The sequence below is a fragment of the uncultured Psychroserpens sp. genome (genome assembly GCF_947500255.1).
In the GTDB taxonomy this organism is placed as follows: Bacteria; Bacteroidota; Bacteroidia; order Flavobacteriales; family Flavobacteriaceae; genus Psychroserpens.
Genome location: NZ_CANMRL010000001.1, coordinates 907753 through 930757, shown reverse-complemented (window position 1 = coordinate 930757; position 23005 = coordinate 907753). Strand labels below are relative to the sequence as shown.

General features: G+C 34.2%; 15 protein-coding genes. 14 read left to right on the top strand and 1 reads right to left on the bottom strand.

Annotated elements, in window-relative coordinates; genetic code table 11:
* Positions 1-5 precede the first annotated feature (5 nt).
* A complete protein-coding gene (locus tag Q0783_RS03960; protein WP_298893466.1) occupies positions 6-926 on the top strand; it encodes an AraC family transcriptional regulator in 921 nt (306 codons plus the stop codon).
* Here the strand turns inward: Q0783_RS03960 and Q0783_RS03955 are convergent.
* Positions 923-4435, bottom strand: a complete 3513-nt coding sequence (locus tag Q0783_RS03955) for a TraB/GumN family protein (protein WP_298893465.1) — start codon at positions 4433-4435, stop codon at positions 923-925. The two genes, Q0783_RS03960 and Q0783_RS03955, sit on opposite strands and share 4 nt — an antisense overlap.
* Before the next feature lie 151 nt (positions 4436-4586).
* On the opposite strand from Q0783_RS03955, the gene Q0783_RS03950 reads away from it, so the two are divergent.
* The 13 genes from Q0783_RS03950 to Q0783_RS03890 all read left to right on the top strand — a co-directional run bounded on the left by Q0783_RS03950 (position 4587) and on the right by Q0783_RS03890 (position 23003).
* Positions 4587-5189: a hypothetical protein gene (locus tag Q0783_RS03950; RefSeq protein ID WP_298893464.1), complete on the top strand. Its 603-nt coding sequence runs from the start codon at positions 4587-4589 to the stop codon at positions 5187-5189.
* A 133-nt stretch (positions 5190-5322) separates the two neighbouring features.
* On the top strand, positions 5323-6357 hold the full coding sequence (gene hemH, locus Q0783_RS03945) for a ferrochelatase (RefSeq protein WP_298893463.1): 1035 nt from the start codon (positions 5323-5325) through the stop codon (positions 6355-6357).
* On the top strand, positions 6357-7709 hold the full coding sequence (locus tag Q0783_RS03940; RefSeq protein WP_298893462.1) for an MATE family efflux transporter: 1353 nt from the start codon (positions 6357-6359) through the stop codon (positions 7707-7709). Before hemH ends, Q0783_RS03940 begins: the two co-directional genes overlap by 1 nt.
* A gap of 48 nt (positions 7710-7757) precedes the next feature.
* Positions 7758-10850, top strand: coding sequence for a glycosyl hydrolase (locus Q0783_RS03935; protein ID WP_298893461.1), 3093 nt, complete (start codon positions 7758-7760; stop codon positions 10848-10850).
* Positions 10850-11398 (top strand): CopD family protein, encoded by a 549-nt coding sequence (locus Q0783_RS03930; RefSeq protein WP_298893460.1) that lies wholly within the window; start codon positions 10850-10852, stop codon positions 11396-11398. Before Q0783_RS03935 ends, Q0783_RS03930 begins: the two co-directional genes overlap by 1 nt.
* Before the next feature lie 90 nt (positions 11399-11488).
* Positions 11489-12898: an ATP-binding protein gene (locus Q0783_RS03925; protein ID WP_298893459.1), complete on the top strand. Its 1410-nt coding sequence runs from the start codon at positions 11489-11491 to the stop codon at positions 12896-12898.
* Between the two features lie 14 nt (positions 12899-12912).
* Positions 12913-13695: an enoyl-CoA hydratase-related protein gene (locus tag Q0783_RS03920; protein ID WP_298893458.1), complete on the top strand. Its 783-nt coding sequence runs from the start codon at positions 12913-12915 to the stop codon at positions 13693-13695.
* 385 nt (positions 13696-14080) lie between these two features.
* Positions 14081-15154, top strand: a complete 1074-nt coding sequence (locus tag Q0783_RS03915; RefSeq protein ID WP_298893457.1) for a PA0069 family radical SAM protein — start codon at positions 14081-14083, stop codon at positions 15152-15154.
* Positions 15155-15238: 84 nt separating this feature from the next.
* Positions 15239-17584, top strand: coding sequence for a PSD1 and planctomycete cytochrome C domain-containing protein (locus tag Q0783_RS03910; RefSeq protein ID WP_298893456.1), 2346 nt, complete (start codon positions 15239-15241; stop codon positions 17582-17584).
* A gap of 5 nt (positions 17585-17589) precedes the next feature.
* A complete protein-coding gene (locus tag Q0783_RS03905) occupies positions 17590-19050 on the top strand; it encodes a DUF1501 domain-containing protein (RefSeq protein ID WP_298893455.1) in 1461 nt (486 codons plus the stop codon).
* 1 nt (position 19051) lies between these two features.
* A complete protein-coding gene (locus Q0783_RS03900; protein WP_298893454.1) occupies positions 19052-20095 on the top strand; it encodes a 6-bladed beta-propeller in 1044 nt (347 codons plus the stop codon).
* A complete protein-coding gene (locus tag Q0783_RS03895; protein ID WP_298893453.1) occupies positions 20092-20877 on the top strand; it encodes a chitobiase/beta-hexosaminidase C-terminal domain-containing protein in 786 nt (261 codons plus the stop codon). Before Q0783_RS03900 ends, Q0783_RS03895 begins: the two co-directional genes overlap by 4 nt.
* Complete coding sequence (locus tag Q0783_RS03890) at positions 20877-23003, top strand: c-type cytochrome domain-containing protein (RefSeq protein WP_298893452.1); 2127 nt, start codon at positions 20877-20879, stop codon at positions 23001-23003. Before Q0783_RS03895 ends, Q0783_RS03890 begins: the two co-directional genes overlap by 1 nt.
* Positions 23004-23005 lie beyond the last annotated feature (2 nt).

Sequence of the window (23005 nt, the reverse complement as noted above, 5' to 3'; positions counted from 1 at the left end):
TTAGAATGAATCTAAATAACAACAAAAATAATTCTAATTTTCAGGGCTCAAAAAATATCGCTAGAGGTTCATTTGATGAAACAAAATTAGACGACGGATTTTTCGTACTAGCCTATCAAAATGAAGCGCCTCATATTCAAACCCTTGAACGTGAGATTGATAGCAATTTCATTCAATTTCATTTTTGTATTAAAGGTTCAAGCGAGTTTGTTTTCAATAATGGGAATTACCGTTTAAAGATTGAAGAGGAAAACTCACTATTGTTGTACAACCCTCAGCGTGATTTACCCATTCATTTAGAAGTCCACCCAAATTCATGGTTGGTTTCTGTTTTGGTTTCCATTAAAGAGTTTCATGGTTTGTTTTCTCAAGAAGCAGATTATATTACATTTTTAAGTGAGGACAATAAGGATAAGAAATATTACAAGGACGGTAAGATTTCGCCATCTATGGCAATTGTTCTCAATCAATTGATCAATTATAATTTGAATTCTTCTATTAAAAATCTATACTTCAAAGGAAAAGCTTTAGAATTGTTGAGTTTGTATTTTAATAGAAGTGAAGATGCAGATATTGAACAATGTCCGTTTCTTGTTGATGAAACTAACGTGATTAAAATACGAAAAGCCAAGGATATTATCATTGCCCGTATGGCAGAACCACCTACTCTTCAAGAACTTTCGGAAGACATAGGCTTAAGTCTTAAAAAGCTAAAAGAGGGCTTCAAACAAATCTATGGAGACTCTGTGTTTAGTTTTTTATTTGATTATAAGATGGAAGTAGCTAGAAAATTGTTAGAGGCTGGTGATCATAATGTAAATGAAGTTGGACTTAAAGTAGGCTATAGTACATCGAGCCATTTCATTTCTGCATTCAAAAAGAAATATGGTACTACACCAAAAAAATACTTAATGACCTTGGGCTAAAAGTCGAGATCTAAACCGCCAAGATATTCATCTCTATTAATGCTTACCCGCTTTCGTGTTTTATGTTTAATTAACAACAACACATCTTCAATGATATCTTCTTCAGTTGTACCATTATTAATAAAACGTCCACTATTTCTAGACGTGTAATATGGTTCTACATTGTATCGATCATTAGTAGGTGTTTCAAAAGCTACAAAATGTAAATACTCAGACTCTCTAGACTCATTAGCTCTTGTTCTTTTAAAAATAAATACGGTTAATGATTTTTTGGTATCTGTTTCCAATTGACGTTTTTCAAATAACACAATAGAATCTTTTTTCTTAATACTGTTGTTACTAATTAAGAGCCCAGACTTAGCATAAGTCTCTAAATCTACTGTTTTTAGAACATCGGTAGTCAATAGTTTTAAAAAATGCAATTTGGCAACTAGCATCGCTTGAGCCTTTTCATTGTAAATGGTTTCCTTTTTTAGCTGTTCAGGAATGCTAGCTCTCTCTTTTTTAAGAAGTGCATAATAGGTTGTTAGTGCCTGAATATTTTTACTAAGAACAAGTTTGTTATAAAATGCTACCACCGATTTTTCTTCTCTAAACGGAAATAGGAGTTTGGTATAACCATCTAGCATATCATTTTCATCTAGTCTAGCATATTTACTTTTATTTAAACTTCGTTTGATTTCAATTTTAGCATCATTAATAAGTTGCTTTTTAGTTGACTTGTAAACCTTTGGTTTCACAATATTACTGTCTAGAAGCCTAACTAATAGTCCGTAAACAGGTTTTTTGTATTCTTGAATAGAGGCGTATTGCAACATATCAGGATACAACTGTTTCATCACTTTCAATGAATCTGAACTAATGTCGTAAAAACTAAATCCAGAATATCGACTACCTAAAGGAATGTCTATTTGCATTAACTCTTTAATGAGTTCGTTAGAAGATTTTGAAGTTCTAGATAATAAGGTGCTTATAATTTTGTTTTGAATTGAAGGTTTGGCATATGAATTTTCATAAAGCTTCTTTATAAAATCTATTGTTGCTGGGCTTTGGTCAATTCTTATAAGCTGACCTACAAGATTTGTTTTTATGTTTTCTTTGTCTTCGGGAAAGTCATGATTTTCGATAATATCTTTAATTGCTGAAGCATGAGATTTATTAAAGTTTATTTTGGTGTAACCTTTAAAAACAATACTGTCATTTGCCTTAAGAGCCTCAAAGAATCTGGCTGTTTTGTCAGCAAAAATATCTTCACCTAATAAAGAGTCCATTGGTGTGAACGATTCGTAAAATTCTGTTACAAATTTAGAAGGCTTAGCGATACTGTCTTTAAGGGTAGATAATTTAAAAAGCGTTCCTTTTTTCTGAATGTATTTAATCCATATTTCTTTGCTACTCAGAGAATCGCGATATTTGAATGTATATACATTATTACCGTTTTTGGTGTAACGTTTTTCATCATGAACCGTGAGCTTTTTCCTTCCTTTATTGTAGTAGTTATATGCGTATTTTTTTCTATTAATTCTATTCCATAGACTATCAATATTTTCATGCATTTCTAAATCATGAAATTTAGTTCTTGAGACGTATATTTCTTCATTAGATTTTGAGGTAAACGTATTTCTTTTAATATTTTGTTCATAGGGCTTGTTTTTACGCATGGTATATCCTGTGAACACCAAAGGTGCTTTAGTAGGTGATTTCACGGTAAACAATAAGGTTGTGTCTGTGACTGTTTCAAATGGTTCATATTGTGCCGTATTAACTACAAAAGAATCAAAATATGCATTGGCATTATCTTCTTGCATTCCTGCATAACCAAGCAGATAGTAACTTCCATCCTTGACTACAGATTTCAACCATATTTTTTTACGACTTATAGAGTCGATTTCTGCCGAAGACTCATAGCTGCTGTATGCCCCTTTTTTTAGAGTTCCCTCAATCTCCTCAATATCTAATTCTTTATAAAAATTGGTGTGAATAAATTTTGCCTCAAAGTCATCTTCTTCGATATATTGAGTATCGTGATTTGGTGATTCTTGAAAGAAATAGTAGTCAGAATCAACATAACCTTGAACTGATTTTTTCCCAGAGTTTTTTAAGTTATCTGTAATATAATATTCGGGAAACTTAAAGGTGTATTTTTTAAGAGGATCTGTAAAATTAATATATTCTGAAGATGTTGTTTTGAATTTGATAGAATTAAAGATTTCTTCATGATAGTTCAAAACAAAATCTTTTTTGCCACCAAATTTTACAACTATAATCTCTAATGGGGTTTTATAAATATGATACTTTTGATAATCACCTTTTTTGGTTTTGTTTAAAATACTAATACCTGGAAAAGGCAGATCAAATTCTTTTTTTTCGATAATATCTCCTGGAATATCCTCATATAGTAAGTTTTTAATATAATCAAGACTTACTTTTTCTTTTTCACTAGGTAAATATTCGTAAGTACTTAGTCTGTTAATGGTTAAGTAAGCACCATTAGTCATATCTGGTGCTATATAATATTTTACTCTATTGAATGTGAACTCTCTTAACTTATCAAAGCTTTTAATTTCAATAAATTGATCTGGAGTTGAGTGGTAAGATAACTCGGGTTTAGTGAATAAGTTTTCTAATTTCTCTTTTTCATTTTTTGCAAAATCTGTCTGCTTAGATGTTAATGGTTTTACTGTGTAACCTCTATCTTTAAGCATTTGTAACATTCCTTTTTCTCCAGCTAAATGTGCAGCACCAACACCAGAAAAAACAGTCTTTTTGTGCATGAGAGAGTCAAGAACAATTACCATATTTTCATTTCGCTTAAAAAGCATATGCTCTCTATAAAATTCTGTATTGGTAGCAGATCCAATAGAATCTAGTAAAGCAATATTTCGCTCTCTGTAAACATTCTCTTGAAGTAAATATGGGTTTTCAGTTTTTATAAGCTTACTAAACCATGCATCAGGTTCCTTTTTGATAGGGTTGTATGCTGCTTTAGTAGTTAAAAAGCGAGATTCGTTAATATCCTCAAGACCTACAATTTGTTTGTTGTTTTTCTTTCCAGCCTGAAAAATAAACATGTCGAGATAGGTTTCTTCTTCAAAATTATCAGAAAATGAATTTTTTCTATACAAGTAGCCATTTATAAGATTGTTGTCAAAACGGATAATATTTCTAACCATGAGTTCATCAACAGGTTTCAACTTAAATAATCTTGAATAAAAATTATCGCCATAAGAACCATTGTAGTCATTATACATCATGTTTAAATCTTCATAAGAATACTCAAGCCATTGCGTTGGATCAGATTCTAAAGCCACGCATTCACTTTTTTCTAAGGCTTCATAGAATACATCATCTAATCTAAAAGCTACTTTTTTACTAACATGCATTGTACCGTAAATGTAAGAGCTCTCTAATAAGCCATTGCCTGAAATCTCCCAGAGTAAACTGTTATTTTGAGCAAAGCCTAAAGTTGTAAAAAAAGTGATTAGGACTGAAAGTATTATTTTTTTCATAAAGCTTAATTAGAATTGTAAATATAGAATAAGATGACTAGTAGTGAAAATTATAATGAGTAAACTCCCCTTTTTAAATAGTGAACGTCCAAATATTCTGTCTATTATGAAATACTGTCGTATTTTTGCAAAAACAAATTAAAACACAATTATGAAATTATTCTCAACATTATTATTCGCCTTATTAGTTACATTTTCAAGTTTCTCTCAATCTCACAAAGAAGAAATCACTAAAAATGCTGAGACTTATTATGAGTATATGACCAATCAAAACTTTGATGGAGTTTTGGATTATATGTACCCAAAGGTATTTGATACAGCATCTAAAGAACAAATGAAAGCTGGAATGGAACAAATGTTCAATTCGCCTGATATGAAAATAGAGTTTGTGTCAAACACTGTAACTGATGTTACGGATAAGATGGAAGTGGAAAATATAACCTATGCAGCTATTTTTTATAATAGTAAAATGAGAATGACATTTATTTCTGAAAAAGACAAATCAGAAGAGGAGCAAAAAAGCTTTTTAGAATTTATGGAAGGAATCATGAAAACTCAATTTGGAGAGACTAATGTCACATCTGATTTAAAAACAGTGTCATTATTGATTAATATGGATGCCAATATGTTCGCTATAAAAGACCCAAAGTATGATGGTTGGAAGTTTATAGGTAATGATGACACAATGAAAGAATTAGTAAATTCAATAATTCCAGAAAGTGTAAGAACAGCATTGCTTAAAGAAAAGAAGTAACCCTGGCTTTGTTGATGTGTTTATGCAAAAGCATGTGATGCTATATCTTGTTTTGGAATGACGAGTAATGTGAATTTTCAAACAATTAGTGTCGAATTACAGGTTTTAATGACTTGCTACAAAAAATATGTAAATGAAAAAAGGAGTTTTACTCGTAAATCTTGGTTCTCCAGATAGCCCAGAACCTAAAGATGTAAAAAAGTATTTAGGTGAATTTTTAATGGATGAACGTGTGATAGATGTGCCACTTTGGGCAAGGACATTACTTGTTAAAGGCATTATACTAAATACACGACCTAAAGCATCGGCTAAGGCGTATCAAAAAATTTGGTGGGACGAAGGTTCGCCATTAATTGTTATTTCCGAACGATTGCAAAAATCAATTCAGAAAAAAACAGATTTACCTGTAAGTTTAGCCATGCGTTATGGAAGCATGACCATAAAAAAAGGACTCCAAGAATTGGTTGATAAGGGCGTTGATGAGGTGTTTTTGATTCCTTTGTATCCTCAGTTTGCTATGGCAACGACTGAAACGATTTTGGTGTTGGCCGAAGAGATACGTCAAGCACATTTTCCGCAGATACAAATCCAAGATCTAAAGGCTTTCTACAACGATTCAAATTATATAGAAGTGTTGTCTAACTCTATTGCTAAGCATTTAAAAGGTAAAGATTACGAGCATTTACTATTCTCGTATCATGGTGTTCCAGAGCGACACATTAGAAAGAGCGATATCACAAAGTCGCATTGTAAAATAGATGGAAGCTGCTGTGCAACTGCATCACCTGCTCATGAATTTTGTTACAGGCACCAATGTAAAGAAGTGACACGATTGGTTGCTGAAAAACTAAACCTCAAAGAAGACACGTATTCTACATCCTTTCAATCACGATTAGGGTTTGACCCATGGTTAAGACCTTACACAGATAGAACCATTGAGCGCTTGGGTAAAGAAGGTGTGAAAAAAATGGCCATTGTTACACCAGCATTTGTTAGTGATTGTTTAGAAACCCTTGAAGAAATCGCAATGGAAGGAGAAGAGATTTTCCATGAAATGGGTGGAAAGGAATTTACAACTGTTCCATGTTTAAATGACGATCAAGAGTTTGTTGATTTGATATCAAAATGGATCAACCAGTGGGCAACAACTGAAACCGTTGTTGTGTAATGACTAAAGTATCATCACAAGATTTAGGAACTCAGCCTATTGGCAAATTACTAATTAAGCAGGCTGTTCCTGCTTCAATTGGAATCTTAGTGATGTCACTCAATATATTAGTCGATACAATTTTTGTAGGACAATGGATTGGTGCTACGGCTATTGCAGCTATTAATGTTGTGCTTCCAGTGTCCTTTTTTATTGCTGCCTTAGGTATGGCTATTGGTATAGGAGGGTCGTCTATTATCTCAAGAGCTTTGGGCGCAAATAATGAGACCAAAGCACTTCAAACATTTGGTAATCAAATTACATTAACATTACTACTCACAGTGGCATTGGTTGTACCAGGGCTGTATTTTGTTAACGATATCATACCTGCTTTTGGAGGAAAAGGTGGGATTTTCGAACCTGCTAAAATTTATTACACGATCGTGCTTTATGGTATTCCTTTTCTAGCATTTTGTATGATGGGAAATACAGTCATAAGAGCTGAAGGGAAACCAAAGTTTGCCATGTATGCTATGATGATTCCGTCTATAGGAAATTTGATTTTAGATTATGTGTTTATCAATGTTATGGATCTGGGAATGGAAGGAGCTGCTTGGGCTACTACAGGATCATACCTTTTGTGTTTTGTATTTATTTTATGGTTTTTTCTTTCTAAAAACTCTGAATTAAAACTAACGAACTGCTATTTTAAATTACGACTACCTATTGTTAAAGAAATAAGCTCATTAGGTTTTGTAACACTTTCTAGACAAGCTATTGTAAGTGTTACTTACTTATTTATGAATAATATTTTATTTGATCTTGGAGGGGAAACTTCGGTAACTGCCTATGCAATTGTTGGTCGTATGTTGATGTTTGCACTTTTTCCTGTTTATGGAATTACTCAAGGATTTCTCCCAATAGCAGGTTTTAATTATGGAGCCGAAAAATACGATCGTGTAAAACAAACGATTTATACAGCTTTGAAGTATGCTGCAGGTTTAGCAACTTTGATCTTTATAATGCTTATGATTTTTCCAGAAGGTATCACTAAATTATTTACCACAGATGCCGAAGTTATTAAAGAAACACCATCAGCTATGCGTTGGGTATTTGCTGCAACACCAATTATAGCGATCCAACTTATTGGAGCTGCTTATTTTCAAGCTGTGGGAAAGGCTATTCCAGCTTTATTACTAACCCTAACACGACAAGGAATATTTTTTATTCCTCTAATTTTTATTCTGCCAACTTATTATGGCGAGTTAGGGGTTTGGATGTCATTTCCAATTTCAGATGTATTATCAACAATCGTAACAGCCTTCTTTTTACGTCGAGAAGTGACGTTAAAATTGAATAAGACAATGGCATAATATTTTTTTATGCTTATTTTTAAAGCTACTAATAAAACCACCAACAAAATGAGACTAATTACTGTATTGTTGTGTCTTTTTTTCTTCGGAAATACAGCACAACTTGAAGCCCAATCTTTTAATGAATCACAATACGATGCGCTGGAGTATCGACTTTTAGGCCCTTTTAGAGGTGGACGAAGTGCTGCAGTAACAGGTGTCCCCAATAAACCCAACCTCTATTACTTTGGAGCAACAGGTGGAGGAATATGGAAAACATTAGATGGCGGACGGTCTTGGGATAATATTTCTGACGGATTTTTTGGTGGAAGTATCGGTGCAATTACAGTATCAAAAAGTGATCCTAATGTAATGTACGTTGGTGGAGGAGAGAAAACAGTTCGTGGAAATGTGTCTTCAGGTTATGGAATTTGGAAAAGTGTTGATGCAGGAAAAACATGGGCATCTTCAGGTTTGAAAAATTCACGCCATATACCTCGAATTGCAGTTGACCCAACAGATCATAATATTGTATATGCAGGTGTTCTCGGAAACATCTACAAACCAACTCAAGAACGCGGTGTTTATAAAAGTATAGATGGTGGAAAGACATGGAAAAAAACATTATTTTCTAACGAACATGCTGGCGTTGTTGATTTAATCATAGATCCAACAAATCCTAGAATATTGTATGCATCAACATGGCGCGTTCAGCGCACGCCTTACAGTCTAAGTTCTGGTGGTGATGGTTCTGCGTTATGGAAAAGTACAGATAAAGGCGAAACCTGGAGCGAGATTTCAACTAAAAAAGGATTTCCAGAAGGAACTTTAGGAATTATAGGTGTTACAGTATCACCTGTAAATAATCAACGTGTTTGGGCTATCGTAGAAAATAAAGATAAGGGTGGTTTATATAGAAGCGAAGATGGAGGCGAAACTTGGAAACAGGTTAATAGCGAACGTAAATTGCGCCAGCGCGCATGGTACTATACCAGAGTGTATGCAGATACTAAAGATGTAGATGTGGTCTATGTTTTAAATGTACGTTATCATAAAAGTACAGATGGAGGAAAAACATTTAGCACTTATAATGCGCCACATGGAGATCATCACGATTTATGGATTGCACCTGAAGACCCAAATCGAATGATTATTGGTGATGATGGTGGAGCTCAAGTGACTTATGATGGAGGAGATACATGGAGTACCTATAGAAATCAACCAACCTCTCAGTTTTATCGTGTCACGACAGATAATCATTTTCCTTACCGTATTTATGCAGCACAACAAGATAACTCTACTATTAGAATACCGCATAGAACAGATGGTAGATCGATTTCTGAAGACGACTGGGAAAGTACAGCGGGAGGAGAATCGGCTCATATTGCTGTAGACCCAGAAGACAATGATATTGTTTATGGAGGAAGTTATGATGGGTTTTTAACCAGAGTGAATCATAAAACAGGTACAGTAAGAGCTATTAATGTTTGGCCAGACAATCCAATGGGTCATGGTGCTGAAGGGATGAAGTACCGCTTTCAGTGGAACTTTCCTATTATTTTCTCTAAGCACAATCCTGATCGATTGTATACATTTTCTCAGCATGTTCACGTTACTGAAAATGAAGGACAGTCTTGGAAAATTATTAGTCCGGATTTGACTAGAAACGATCCCGAAAAATTAAAATCTTCAGGAGGACCAATCACACAAGACAATACTTCTGTAGAGTATTATTGTACAATTTTTGCCGCTCAAGAATCGCCTATTACTGAAGGTTTACTATGGGTTGGTAGTGATGATGGTTTAATTCATATCACAAGAGATGGTGGACAAAATTGGGATAATGTTACACCTAAAGGGATGCCAGAGTGGATGATGATTAATAGTATAGAACCTAGTGCTTTTGATGCTGGAACATGTTATGTGGCTGGAACAAAATATAAAACGGGTGATTTTACACCTTACCTTTATAAAACAACCGATTACGGTAAAACGTGGAAGAAAATTACTAATGGGATTAATCCAGAACATTTCACAAGAGTACTGCGCGAAGACCCAAAACAAAAAGGGTTGTTATATGCTGGAACTGAAACAGGGATGTATATTTCGTTTGATGATGGAAAGAATTGGAAGCCTTTTCAATTAAATCTTCCAATAGTCCCAATTACTGATATAACACTAAAAGACAACAACCTAATTGTTGCAACGCAAGGAAGAAGTCTTTGGATTATTGATGACTTGACTGTTATACATCAATTGTACAGTTCCAATACGGAAGACAACAGGTTATTTAAACCTAAAGACACCTATAGAATGCGTGGTGGTAGTCGCAAAGGAAGTAAGACAGATGGAACGAACCATCCAAACGGTGTGGTAACGTATTTCAATCTAAAAAGCTATGACGCAAAAAATGATGAAGTGTCACTTACTTATTTTGATACTAAGGGCGATACGATTAAGACGTTTTCAACTAAAAACAAAAAAAAGGATAAACTCGAAGTTAAACAAGGGATGAATCAATTTGTGTGGAATATGACTTATGAGGGCGCCGAACGTTTAGATGGTATGATTTTGTGGTGGGCAAGCTTAAATGGTCCAAGAGCAATTCCAGGAACTTATAAAGTACATCTTAACGTGAATGGAACAGCAATTCCACAGTCGTTTAATATTGTCGCAGATCCTCGTGCAGAAAGTTCACAAGCCGATATGCAAAAGCAATTTGATTTTATAAAAGATGTCAATAAAACCATGGATGATGCTCATAAGTCTATCAAGTCCATTAGAAAAATTAAAAAACAGCTTTCAGCTTTTGAAGCACAATACAAAGGAAATGATAATCTGAAACAGTTATTGGAAGACGCAAAAAAGCTCAAGGAAGAATTTACAGCAATTGAAGAAGCCTTGTATCAAACCAAAAACAGAAGTGGTCAAGACCCTTTAAACTTCCCAATTAGGTTGACAAACAAATTAGGGCATTTGAACTCTTTAGTAAGTATGGGAGATTTTCCGCCAACCGATCAGGATATAGCTGTAAAAAATGAACTGACGGCTAAAATAGATGAACAATTAAATGCATTTAACACATTGATATCCAATAAAATCAAACAGTTTAATGCAGACTTTAATGCTAAGAACTTAAACTATTTATTTGTCGAGGATTAATGGAGTATTACAACTATATAAAAGCCCTTCATCTTATTTTTGTTGTAACGTGGTTTGCAGGTCTATTCTATATTCCTAGATTATTTGTGTATCAAATTGAAGCGTTCCATAAGCCATCTCCTGAAAAGGAAATCTTGGGAAAACAATTAAAACTAATGGCTAAACGATTATGGAATATCATTACATGGCCATCTGCGATTTTAGCGACACTATTTGCTATTTGGCTCATTGTATTGCAACCTGTTTGGTTAGAACAACCTTGGATGCATGTTAAGCTTACTTTTGTTGTGCTGCTACTTTTATACCATTTAAAAACACATCAGTTTTATAAGCAATTACAACGTGATGAGGTAAAGAAAACCTCAAACTTTATGCGGTTATGGAATGAAGGTGCAACCTTTATTTTATTTGCTGTAGTATTTTTAGTTATTCTGAAGAATGCTATTAATTGGATCTTTGGCGTTATAGGGATTGTTGTGCTAGCTGTTTTATTGATGTTAGGTTTCAAGATTTATAAGAATATTAGACGCAAAAATCCTGAAGCTTAATATTGGCTTAATTATTGTTACATTTATCGCACTACAAAAATTGAGATGAAGTTAAACAAACTGTCTTTACGAGTCCGCATATTTTTTGCCATGATATTATTGGTGCTTATTGCATCTATACTTATTGCAGGTGTCACTATTTACCAATATAATGAAGAAGCTAGAGATTATCATAAGGGTCGTTTAGAACGAAAAGAACAGGCTATAATTAGTGATATAGACTATGTGATTAAAGAAACAACCTATCTCGTTGAAACAGAAAAGGTGCCTTTGATTTTTAAAGATGAAATCTATAGAATTGCAGAAATTCACAGTTTAAGAATTAATTTGTATGATTTAGATGGAACTTTGCTCATTACGTCTAAAGCAAGCTTTACCAATGACTCAATATCTCAATGTATAGATACTAATGTTTTAAACGAAATTTCAAATACTGCGGAACATCGTTTTGTAGAAAAAATCCAAAAAAATGGTGAGACGTTTCAATCGTCTTATCGATATATTGTTGATTCTAAATCGAAACCTCTAGCTATTTTAAATTTACCGTATCTCGAGAATGATGATTTCCTAAATAAAGAGTTAGATGAGTTTTTAGAGCGACTTGCTTACGCATATTTGTTTATGATGCTCATCGCCATTATTCTTGCATTGTTGTTATCAAAATACATCACAAGAACCTTAAAAACTATTGCAGATAAAATAAATGAAACTCGATTAGAAAAGCGGAATAAGAAAATTGATATTGCATCCTCTAGCGAAGAAATTTCGACGCTAATTAACTCGTACAATAGTATGATAGACGAGTTGGAGGAAAGCGCTGTGAAATTAGCAACAAGTGAACGTGAGCAAGCATGGAGAGAAATGGCAAAACAAGTCGCTCATGAGATTAAAAACCCGTTAACACCAATGCGTTTGAGTGTGCAAAGTTTTCAGCGTAAGTTTAATCCAGATGATGAAAATATTCATCAAAAAGTAGACGAATATAGTCAGACACTCATTCAGCAAATAGATACAATGAGTTCTATAGCCTCAGCATTTTCAAATTTTGCCAAAATGCCTGCTCAAAAAAATGAAACATTAAACGTTACCAATATTGTAAAATTGGGACTGGATATTTTTAGTGAAGATTATATTATTTTTTCTTCCGAAGATGAAGATATTGTAGCTAATTTTGATCGCACACAATTAATACGTGTTGTTACCAATTTAGTTAAGAATGGAATTCAAGCCATTCCTGAGGATAAAGAAAACCCAAGAATTGAAGTAAAAGTCACTTCTGAAAATGATATGGTTAAAATTACTGTAGAAGACAATGGGGTTGGAATTACTGAAGAGAATAAACCATTGATCTTCGAACCTAAATTTACGACAAAAACAAGTGGAATGGGATTAGGTTTAGCTATGGTTAAAAATATTGTTGAAACTTATAAAGGAAATATTACCTTTACATCTCAACAAGGAGATGGAACAACGTTTTCTGTTACATTTCCGAAGTTATAACAATACAAAACATCATGAGTTACGAAAATATCTTATCGAACACCTATAACGGAATTACAACAATTACAATTAATAGACCGAGTAAACTTAATGCTCTAAATAAAGCAACCATACAGGAGTTGCACGATGCACTTAAAATAGCTAACAAAAGTGGTGACACAAAAGTTATTATTATTACTGGTAGTGGAGAAAAAGCATTTGTTGCAGGTGCAGATATTAGCGAATTTGCAGATTTTGATGTTAAGAATGGGGAGAAATTAGCTGCTAAAGGGCAAGAACTTTTATTTGATTACATCGAAAACTTAGGAACTCCAGTCATAGCGGCTGTTAATGGTTTTGCGCTAGGAGGAGGTTTAGAATTGGCTATGGCTTGTCATTTTAGAATCGCCAGTGCTAATGCTAAAATGGGATTGCCTGAAGTTTCACTTGGAGTTATTCCAGGATATGGTGGAACCCAGCGTTTGCCTCAGTTAGTAGGTAAAGGTCGTGCTATGGAAATAGTGATGACTGCAGGAATGATCGATGCCAATCAAGCATTACAGTATGGTTTGGTAAATCATGTCACTGCTGAAGGTGAATTAATTGCCTTGGCCGAAAAGATTGCAAGTAAAATCATGCGTAATTCTTCAGTGGCTATTAAAGCTGCAATTAAATCCATTAATGCTAATTATAAAGATGGTGTTAATGGTTATAAAACCGAAGTCAAACAATTTGGAAAATGCTTTGGTACCGAAGACTTCACAGAAGGAACAACAGCATTCTTAGAAAAGCGTAAAGCAGATTTCCCAGGGAAATAGTGAGTTAAATGAGCAACAAAACAACGTTCGTTTTTTTACCCATACTAGTTTGGTTTTCATCTTTGTTTGTTGTCTATATCTTTTTAAGGCCTTTCTTTACGGAAAATTTCACATCAGATTTTTGGGTTTTCTTTGTACTATTTATTCTTGCTGAAAGATTAGCTGTTGCCATTGGTATTGTTGAAATATGCAAAAAACATAGACTAAGTATAAATAGTTGGTTTGTAGTTTCTCTAGTTTTTGGACTCAATACATTACTATTTATAAACATAGCAATTTGGTTAAAACCCAATAACAAATAAACCTATTATTACTTTTAAAAAGTATTAACTCTTAAGCTTTAAGATTTATAAATATTTTGTAATTTTACAAAAAAATACAAAATATGTTTAAAAAATCAATCATAAAAGGCCGAGGTGCTCAGCAGAATGTACACAATCGTTTTTTTGAATTGAGTCATGAGCAACGCGATGATTTTTTAGAATATTGTGCAAAAGAAGGTGAGCAAGCCGATCAAAATAAAACATTATACCTTCCTGTTTTTCCAAAAACGATTGTCAATAAAGTCACAAGTCCAGATGTAGGAATGGCTTATTCTATGAATATGTATCAAGGCTGTGAACATGGTTGCATTTATTGTTATGCACGAAATAGTCATGAGTATTGGGGCTTTAGTGCTGGATTGGATTTTGAACGTCGTATTTTAATTAAAAAGGATGCACCAAAGTTATTGGAAGCTTTTATAAAGCGTAAAAGTTGGAAAGCCTATCCTATAGTGATGTCTGGTAATACAGATTGTTATCAACCTGCAGAGAAAAAATTTAAAATTACTAGACAATGCTTAGAGGTGTTTTTGAAGTATAAACATCCAGTAGGGATCATTACTAAAAACGCTTTGATTCTACGTGATCTAGATATTCTACAAGAATTAGCTAAAGACAATCTAGTTAGTGTAAATATATCCATAACATCGCTATCTGAAACAACAAGACGAATCTTAGAACCTAGAACGGCATCCATTAAGAAACGATTAAAGACCGTAAAAATGTTGAGCGAACATGGTGTTCCTGTTAATGTGATGCTAGCACCAATTATTCCTTCAATTAATAGTCATGAGATCTTACCAATGGCTAAATCTGTTTCTGATGCTGGTGCATTAAGTATAGCACATACAATTGTACGATTAAATGGAGCTATTGGCGAAATCTTTACAGATTGGATTTATAAAGCACTTCCCGATCGTGCAGAGAAAGTATTACATCAAATAGAAAATTGTCATGGAGGAACACTAAATGAGTCTCGCTTTGGAAAACGAATGAGTGGTGAAGGCCAAATAGCAAAACAAATTCATGATCTAGTCAAATTAGCTCGACTCAAATACTTCAAGGAAAAAACAATGCCTAAATTAAATATTGAGTTACACGAACCTTTTAAAGATGGACAGATGCGATTGTTCTAATATTTTGGTTTTACTAGTACAGATTACTATCTTGTAGGGCATTAGTTTAATATTGCCCCTAAAGGCTTTGTAAGCAGCTAAAAATTGAAAAAGAAAGAACAGAACAAACCATTTAAATGGGTATTGTATTTTGCAATACCGTTTGTTTTGGTCCTGTGTTATAAATACATTTCAAAGACGTCTAAAAGCGACTATGTTACTGTTGATTCGGCAGATTTAACCAATGCTAATTCTACTAAAGAAGTACCCAAAACTATCGATTATATTTTCGACGTAAAACCTATTTTATCTGATCGCTGCTATTTGTGTCATGGCCCAGATAATGGTACACGTGAAGCGAATTTAAGATTAGATACTAAGGAAGGTGCTTATGCGGCTATTGGTGAAAATTTAGACCGATTTGCTGTCGTCCCAGGAGATACACTTTTGAGTCAAATGGCTCATAGGATTAATTCCACTAATCCCTTAAAAATGATGCCTCCTGAAGATTCTAATTTGTCACTAAATACTTATGAAAAAGCAGTGCTTACAAAATGGATTGCTCAAGGTGCAATTTGGAAAGATCATTGGGCATTTGTTCCTCCTGAGAAATCAAAGATTCCTGAGGTAAAAAATAGCAACCTTGTTGTAAATGAAATTGATAATTTTATCATCCAAAAGTTAGAAGAACAAGGATTGTCACTTTCTGAAAAAGCTAGTAAGGAAAAGTTAATAAGACGGGTTTATTTTGATTTAACAGGTTTACCTCCGAGCCTAGAAGATATTGATGCTTTTTTAGCTGATAATTCTAATACTGCCTATGAAAAAATAGTTGATCGCTTACTCAACTCGACACAATATGGAGAACATATGACTGCAAGTTGGTTGGATGTTTCTAGATATTCAGACACACATGGTTACCAAGATGACTTAGAGCGTGTTATGTGGCCTTGGCGCGATTGGGTTATTAGTGCTTTTAATAGAAATATACCCTATGATGAATTCATTAAATGGCAACTTGCTGGCGATTTATTACCCGATGCTACATTAGAGCAAATTCTAGCGACAGGATTTAATAGAAATCATAAGATTACTCAAGAAGGTGGTGTGATAGATGAAGAATATCGTGTAGAGTATGTTTTAGATCGAACTAATACAGTTTCAAAATCTTTATTAGGATTAACTATGGAATGCGCCCAATGCCATGATCATAAATACGATCCTATTTCTCAAAAGGAATATTTTAGTTTTTACAGCTTCTTTAATAAAGTTAAGGAAAAAGGGCGAATGGATTATGGTGAAATCCCAGAACCTAATATTAAGATTACTGAAAAAGAAATTGATGAGGTACTGTCATTTATAAATAAACCAGACTCGATTCCAGAGATTGATTTGATGGTTATGCGAGATGATGCGCCTAATAGAAAAACATATGTACTCAAAAGAGGTGCTTATGATGCACATGGTGAAGAAGTCGAACCTGCAACACCAAAAGCGGTGCTTCCTTTTGATGGTTTTAAAAAAAACAGATTAGGATTAGCAAATTGGTTTTTTGATGAGAAAAATACATTGACAGCTAGAGTCGCTGTCAATAGGTTATGGCAACAAATTTTTGGAGTTGGTATTGTCGCTTCCAGTTCAGATTTTGGGAATCAGGGCGCACTACCATCGCATCCCGAATTATTAGATTGGTTAGCGATTACATTTAGGGAAGGTGGATGGGACATGAAAAAGATGATGAGGCGAATGGTCATGTCTAGCACTTATCAACAAACATCAAAAGCTACTCCTGAATTATTAGAAATTGATCCTTATAATAAATGGCTGGCTCGAAGCTCAAGACAAAAATTAACTGCAGAAATGATACGAGATAATGCACTTGCTGTTAGTGGGTTATTGGTAGAAAAAGTTGGTGGGCCAAGTGTGAAACCATATCAACCCAAGGGGCTTTGGGCTGAAACGACATCAGGACAAGGACTTACAGAATATATTATGGACACAGGCGAGAATTTATATAGAAGAAGTTTGTATACCTTTTGGAAACGAACGGTTCCTCCTCCGGCAATGCTCACTTTTGATGCAGCAACTAGAGATTTTTGTACCATAGAACGCCAAAAAACAAGTACACCATTGCAAGCTTTAGTAATGCTTAATGATCCTCAGCTTATTGAAGCTTCAACTGTTCTGGCCACTCATTTACTTAAGGATAAGAATTTAACAGATAAAAAACGAATCCAGATTATTTTTAGAAAAATTACATCTAGAGCTCCAGAGGAATTTGAAGTTGATAACCTTCTAAACTTTCTATCTGACTCAGAAGCAAATTATGATGATACAAAACGGATTCAGTTAACGGAAAAACAAGAAGATATTTCAGAAGAAAAATTATATGCATTGAGCACATTAACAAGTTTGATTTTCAATTTAGACGAAGCCATTGTAAAAGGATAGTAACTATGGAAGATGAAGTTTCAAAACATTTTTTGAATAATAACAGGCGACAATTTATCAAAAAATTGGGTTTAGGTATTGGTGGATTGGCTGCGGCGTCTATGCTAGATCCTTTCTCTTCAATTGTTGAAGCCGAAGGGTCTCCTTTAGCTGGCATGAATTTACCTCATTTTGCACCAAAAGCAAAGCGAGTGATATATCTGTTTCAAAGTGGTGGTCCATCGCAATTAGAATTATTTGATTACAAACCTTTACTTGATAAAATGCGTGGTCAAGATCTACCAGATTCTGTGAGGCAAGGTCAGCGTTTAACAGGGATGACTTCTGGTCAAGATAGTTTCCCTTTAGTTGGTAGTCAGTTTAAATTCAATCAGTATGGTGAATCCAGAGCTTGGGTTAGTGATTTAATGCCTTATACTGCCAAAATTGTAGATGAGCTTTGTTTTGTGAAGTCTATGCATACTGAAGCTATTAACCATGATCCAGCAATAACATTCTTCCAAACAGGATCTCAGCAGGCAGGACGACCAAGTATAGGTTCTTGGATGAGTTACGGTTTAGGTAGCTTAAATGATAACTTACCTACATTTACAGTATTGTTATCGAGAGGAACTGGACGACCTCTTGCGCAACCTTTATATTCAAGACTTTGGGGAAATGGTTTTTTAAGTTCATTACATCAAGGTGTGCAGTTTCGTTCAGGTAAAGATCCAGTACTATATCTAAAAGATCCTGAAGGAATGACAAGGTCTGAACGTCGTAAAATGCTCGATCATATTAGTGAATTAAATGAGAAGCAAGAGCGTGAATTTGGTGATCCTGATATTAATAGTAGAATTGCGCAATATGAAATGGCTTATAGAATGCAAACATCTGTGCCAGATACTATGAATATTGAAGACGAACCAGACCATATTCTTCAAATGTATGGCTCTAATGCGGCAATACCTGGAACCTATGCTGCAAATTGTTTGTTAGCAAGGCGCTTAGTAGAAAAGGATGTAAGATTTGTGCAGTTGTATCATATGGGTTGGGATCAACATGAAAATTTACCATCTCAAATTGAAAAACAAGCTAAAGATATCGATCAAGCTACTGCTGCATTGATTATGGATTTAAAACAACGAGGATTATTAGAAGATACACTTGTAGTTTGGGGAGGAGAATTTGGCCGAACCAATTATAGTCAAGGCACATTAACCGATACAAATTACGGCAGAGATCATCATCCAAAATGCTTTACCATGTTTATGGCAGGAGGAGGCGTAAAGCCAGGATTTACATATGGGGAAACAGATGATTTTGGTTATAATATTGCAAAAGACCCAGTACATGTTCACGATTTACAAGCCACAATGATGCATTTAATGGGAATAGATCATACCAAGTTTACGTACAAACATCAAGGAAGACGTTTTAGACTTACTGACGTTTCTGGACATGTTATTAATGATTTGATAAGCTAATATGAGTAGGAGGAAATTTCTAAAGCAATCGTCATGTCTTGCTATGGGATTATTAACGTATCCTATGTATAGTAGTGCTTTTTCGTTTAGTAAGACCGAAGATATTATTGTTGGACACAACTCTCATAAGTATAAAGTCAATCTTAATTGGGGACAGCTTAATTCATTAAAAACACCTGTTAATGATTGTCATGAGATGGTTCAAGATTCGAAGGGACGAATTGTGTTATTGACCAATCATATTAAGAATAATGTGATTATCTATGATAAATCTGGAACGTTATTAGAAACTTGGGGAACAGAGTATCCTGGCGCACATGGATTAACTTTAGTGAAAGAAAATGGAACAGATTTTTTATTAATTACCGATTATGAACGTCACCAAATCATTAAAACTACTATAGACGGTAAGGTTGTATTTACTTTAGATTTTCCTTCGGAAACAGGAAAGTACTCGACAAAAGAGGAGTTCAAACCAACGGAGACCACTGTGGTTGAGAATGGTGATTTTTATGTTGCAGATGGTTATGGTAAGCAGCATATTTTACATTATAATCACAAAGGAGAGTTATTGAATATTTTTGGAGGACAAGGAACTGGAAACAGACAGTTTTTAAATGCTCATGGGATTTGTTATGATGATAGAGACAAACAAAATCCGTCACTTTTAATATCTGCAAGAGAATTAAATCAATTAAAACGATTTAGTTTGAAGGGTGAATTTTTAGAAACTATAAATGTACCTGGCGCTTTAATTTGTCGTCCTGTGATTCATAAAAAGGACATTTATTTTGCCGTGTTGAGGTCTAAAAATTCATTGCGCTCAAACTCTGGCTTTATTTTAATTATGAATGAGAATAATGAAGTCATATCTTGTCCTGGAGCTACAGCTCCTTCTTATAAAAATGACAACCTAGAAGAGCTATATCAAACTATTCGATTATTTCAACATCCTCATGATGTGTGTATTGATGATGATGAGAATATGTATGTGGCACAATGGAATTCGGGTCAAACCTATCCCATAAAATTAATGCGAGTATGAAAGTGAACATTGTGGTTTTGGTCATGCTTTGCTTTTTTGGTTGTGCTAAAAAAGATAAGAGTCCGTATGTTCAACAGCAAGATATTCAATTGGAGCAGCCCAGAGTAAAAGCATCAAATACGATTATTGATTCTTCAGTTGTAATCACTTCAGAATTACGTATGAAAGGGGTTGAGATATTTTATACATCTGATGGTTCCGAACCATCTAAATCCTCAGAGGCCTATAAATCGGCTTTAGTAGTAAGTGAAGAAGGGCGTTATAAGTTTAAAGCCTTTCATCCCGATTGGAAACCTAGTACTGTTTCAGAATTGAGAGTTTATCAAAAAGGAATTACGCCTCTTAGTATCGACTGGAAGACCAAAGCACATAGTACCTATCCAGGCTTAGGTGACTCAACACTTGTGAACCATCAAAAAGCAGAGTTAAATTTTAGAGATCAACAATGGGTAGGTTTTGATACTATTGTGAAAGCCAATGTTCATTTTGCAAAAGACACGTATATTAAAAGTATTACTGTAGGCTATTTGGTGGACACAAAATCTTGGATTTTTCCGCCAGAGGTCGTCTCTGTAATAATTAATAAAACAGATACAGTACAAGCAAAAACACCTAAACCAGAAAACAAAGAGGTTTTGGCATTAGATGATGTTCGAATTTTAATAGAAAAAAATGTTGAATCACTATCGGTAATGATAAGTAATACCAAAGAATTACCAGAATGGCATGCAGGAAAAGGACTCAAAGCATGGCTGTTTATGGACGAATGGATTTTTAATTAATGACAAATAATAATCAGATATATAAAAGTGTTTTTTTAATAATACTACTCCTATTTGGAGTACTAACATTGTATGGTATAAAAACAGATGAAGCACCTCGATTTATTTTAGCCTTAGGACGTTTTCATCCATTGCTTTTACATTTACCAATTGGTGCATTGATAGTCACTTTTTTTATTGATGTTTTAGGAAGATTTCAGAAGAACTATCCAGAAAACACCATAAAGAGTTTGCTCGGTTTTACTTCACTTTTTGCAATCATCACCTGTTTTTTGGGTTACTTTTTATCTTTAGAAGGCGGTTATCAAAAGGAGACCTTAGACCTTCATTTTTATACAGGAATTGCTACAGCACTATTAGCTGTTGTTCTTTTCTTTATGAGTTTAAAGCCGTCTTTTAAGTCGAATAAGATCTTTCTTCCATTGTTTATAGCAACTGTAATTAGTATTAGTGTTGCTGGTCATTATGGAAGTGTTTTAACACATGGTGATCAGTATTTAACCGAATACATAAGTGTTTCGAAAAAAGAACGCACGATTGAAGACATTGATAGTTTAAAGCTATACAATGATGTCGTTGCAAAGATTTTGGATAAAAAATGTATTCAATGTCATAATGCATCAAAGCAAAAAGGAGAATTGTCACTAGTTACAAAAGAGCAGATCTTAAAAGGTGGTGCGAGCGGGTTGAGTGTTATTAGTGGAAATGCTTCGGAAAGTTTATTGTATTCAAGAGTGTTGCTTCCTATTTCCGATGAGGAGCATATGCCTCCAGAAGGGAAGGAGCAATTAACAAAAGATGAGATTTGGTTAATTGAACATTGGATAGAAAATGGGTTAGATTTTGAAAATTATGCGACTGTTAATTCAGAAAATGACACCTTAAAAAAGAAACTAAACAAGTATCTCGTTTTTAACAAAGTAAATATTCCTAAAGCATCTCAAGATGATATTGATGACGTAAAAGCTGCAGGATTTCGTGTGCTTGAATTGGTTCCGGGTCAAGCAGAACTTAATGTCAAATATTTAGATAGTGTTCCAACTAAAAATACGATGGAAACCCTTTTGGCTTTAAATGAACAAATCATTGAATTAGATTTTGGTAATTCGGGAATAACAGATGAGATGACTTCAGGGTTTAAAAAGTTCAAAAACCTCAAATCACTACGCTTACAGGGTACGGCAATTTCAGATAAAACTATTGAAAACCTTAAAGCAATGGAGCATCTCGAAGTGCTTAATATTCACAATACTGCTATTTCCGAAGAAGGACTTGAAAACCTATTAACGACAATACAACCTAAGCGTATTTACTCATGGAATACTAATGTTGATAATGATAATGCGCAACGACTAGCCAACACCTTTGGAGTTAGCATTCAAAATGATATTGTTGGTTTTGTAGATAGAAGTCAGTTAGAACCACCACTAATAAGTCCGAGTAAAACCTTGTTTAATGATACAATTCATGTTAATGTGTTGAGTCGATTAAAAAATGTAGACATACGGTATACGCTCAATGGAGATGTGCCAGATTCTACGTCTAAAATTTTTGATAGAAAACTAATTTTAAACACTTCAAAAACACTCAAAATTGCTGCGTTTAAAGATGGTTGGGAGCCGAGTGATGTGATTACACGACACTATGCAAAGGTCCAGTATGCTGTGACAGATTTTATAATAGAAGAAATGCCTGACGATCGCTACCCAGATCCTTTAAAGGTGTTTGATATGAAAGAAGGCAGTACCGATTTTAGAGATGGTCATTGGATAGGTTATTTTGGTAATGATTTGCAGATTACTATTGACCTAAAAGAGAAGCAAACTGTAAATCATATTTCTGTTAGTTGTCTTGAAGATATTGGGAGTTGGATTTTATACCCAACAGATATTACTGTTTTTACATCCACTACCGAAAAAGGCATTTACAAAAAAGTGGGAGACCTAAAAAATGCACCTAGCACCAAAAATGTAGACCCTCGAAAAGAAAAATTCACTATAGCATTGCCAGAGACCACGGCAAGGTACTTTAAGATTGTTGTTAATAATCATGACGCCTTACCTAGCTGGCATCCAAGTGCTGGTAACCCATCTTGGCTTTTTGTTGATGAGGTTTATTTTTGGTAGTG

Bases quoted from the DNA above. Each gene is read 5' to 3' on its own strand.
- Q0783_RS03935 (WP_298893461.1), top strand. From the start codon at position 7,758: ATGAGACTAATTACTGTATTGTTGTGTCTTTTTTTCTTCGGAAATACA.
- Q0783_RS03905 (WP_298893455.1), top strand. From the start codon at position 17,590: ATGGAAGATGAAGTTTCAAAACATTTTTTGAATAATAACAGGCGACAA.
- Q0783_RS03890 (WP_298893452.1), top strand. From the start codon at position 20,877: ATGACAAATAATAATCAGATATATAAAAGTGTTTTTTTAATAATACTA.
- Q0783_RS03960 (WP_298893466.1), top strand. From the start codon at position 6: ATGAATCTAAATAACAACAAAAATAATTCTAATTTTCAGGGCTCAAAA.
- Q0783_RS03915 (WP_298893457.1), top strand. From the start codon at position 14,081: ATGTTTAAAAAATCAATCATAAAAGGCCGAGGTGCTCAGCAGAATGTA.
- Q0783_RS03920 (WP_298893458.1), top strand. From the start codon at position 12,913: ATGAGTTACGAAAATATCTTATCGAACACCTATAACGGAATTACAACA.
- Q0783_RS03950 (WP_298893464.1), top strand. From the start codon at position 4,587: ATGAAATTATTCTCAACATTATTATTCGCCTTATTAGTTACATTTTCA.
- Q0783_RS03925 (WP_298893459.1), top strand. From the start codon at position 11,489: ATGATATTATTGGTGCTTATTGCATCTATACTTATTGCAGGTGTCACT.
- hemH (WP_298893463.1), top strand. From the start codon at position 5,323: ATGAAAAAAGGAGTTTTACTCGTAAATCTTGGTTCTCCAGATAGCCCA.
- Q0783_RS03895 (WP_298893453.1), top strand. From the start codon at position 20,092: ATGAAAGTGAACATTGTGGTTTTGGTCATGCTTTGCTTTTTTGGTTGT.
- Q0783_RS03955 (WP_298893465.1), bottom strand. From the start codon at position 4,435: ATGAAAAAAATAATACTTTCAGTCCTAATCACTTTTTTTACAACTTTA.
- Q0783_RS03940 (WP_298893462.1), top strand. From the start codon at position 6,357: ATGACTAAAGTATCATCACAAGATTTAGGAACTCAGCCTATTGGCAAA.
- Q0783_RS03930 (WP_298893460.1), top strand. From the start codon at position 10,850: ATGGAGTATTACAACTATATAAAAGCCCTTCATCTTATTTTTGTTGTA.
- Q0783_RS03900 (WP_298893454.1), top strand. From the start codon at position 19,052: ATGAGTAGGAGGAAATTTCTAAAGCAATCGTCATGTCTTGCTATGGGA.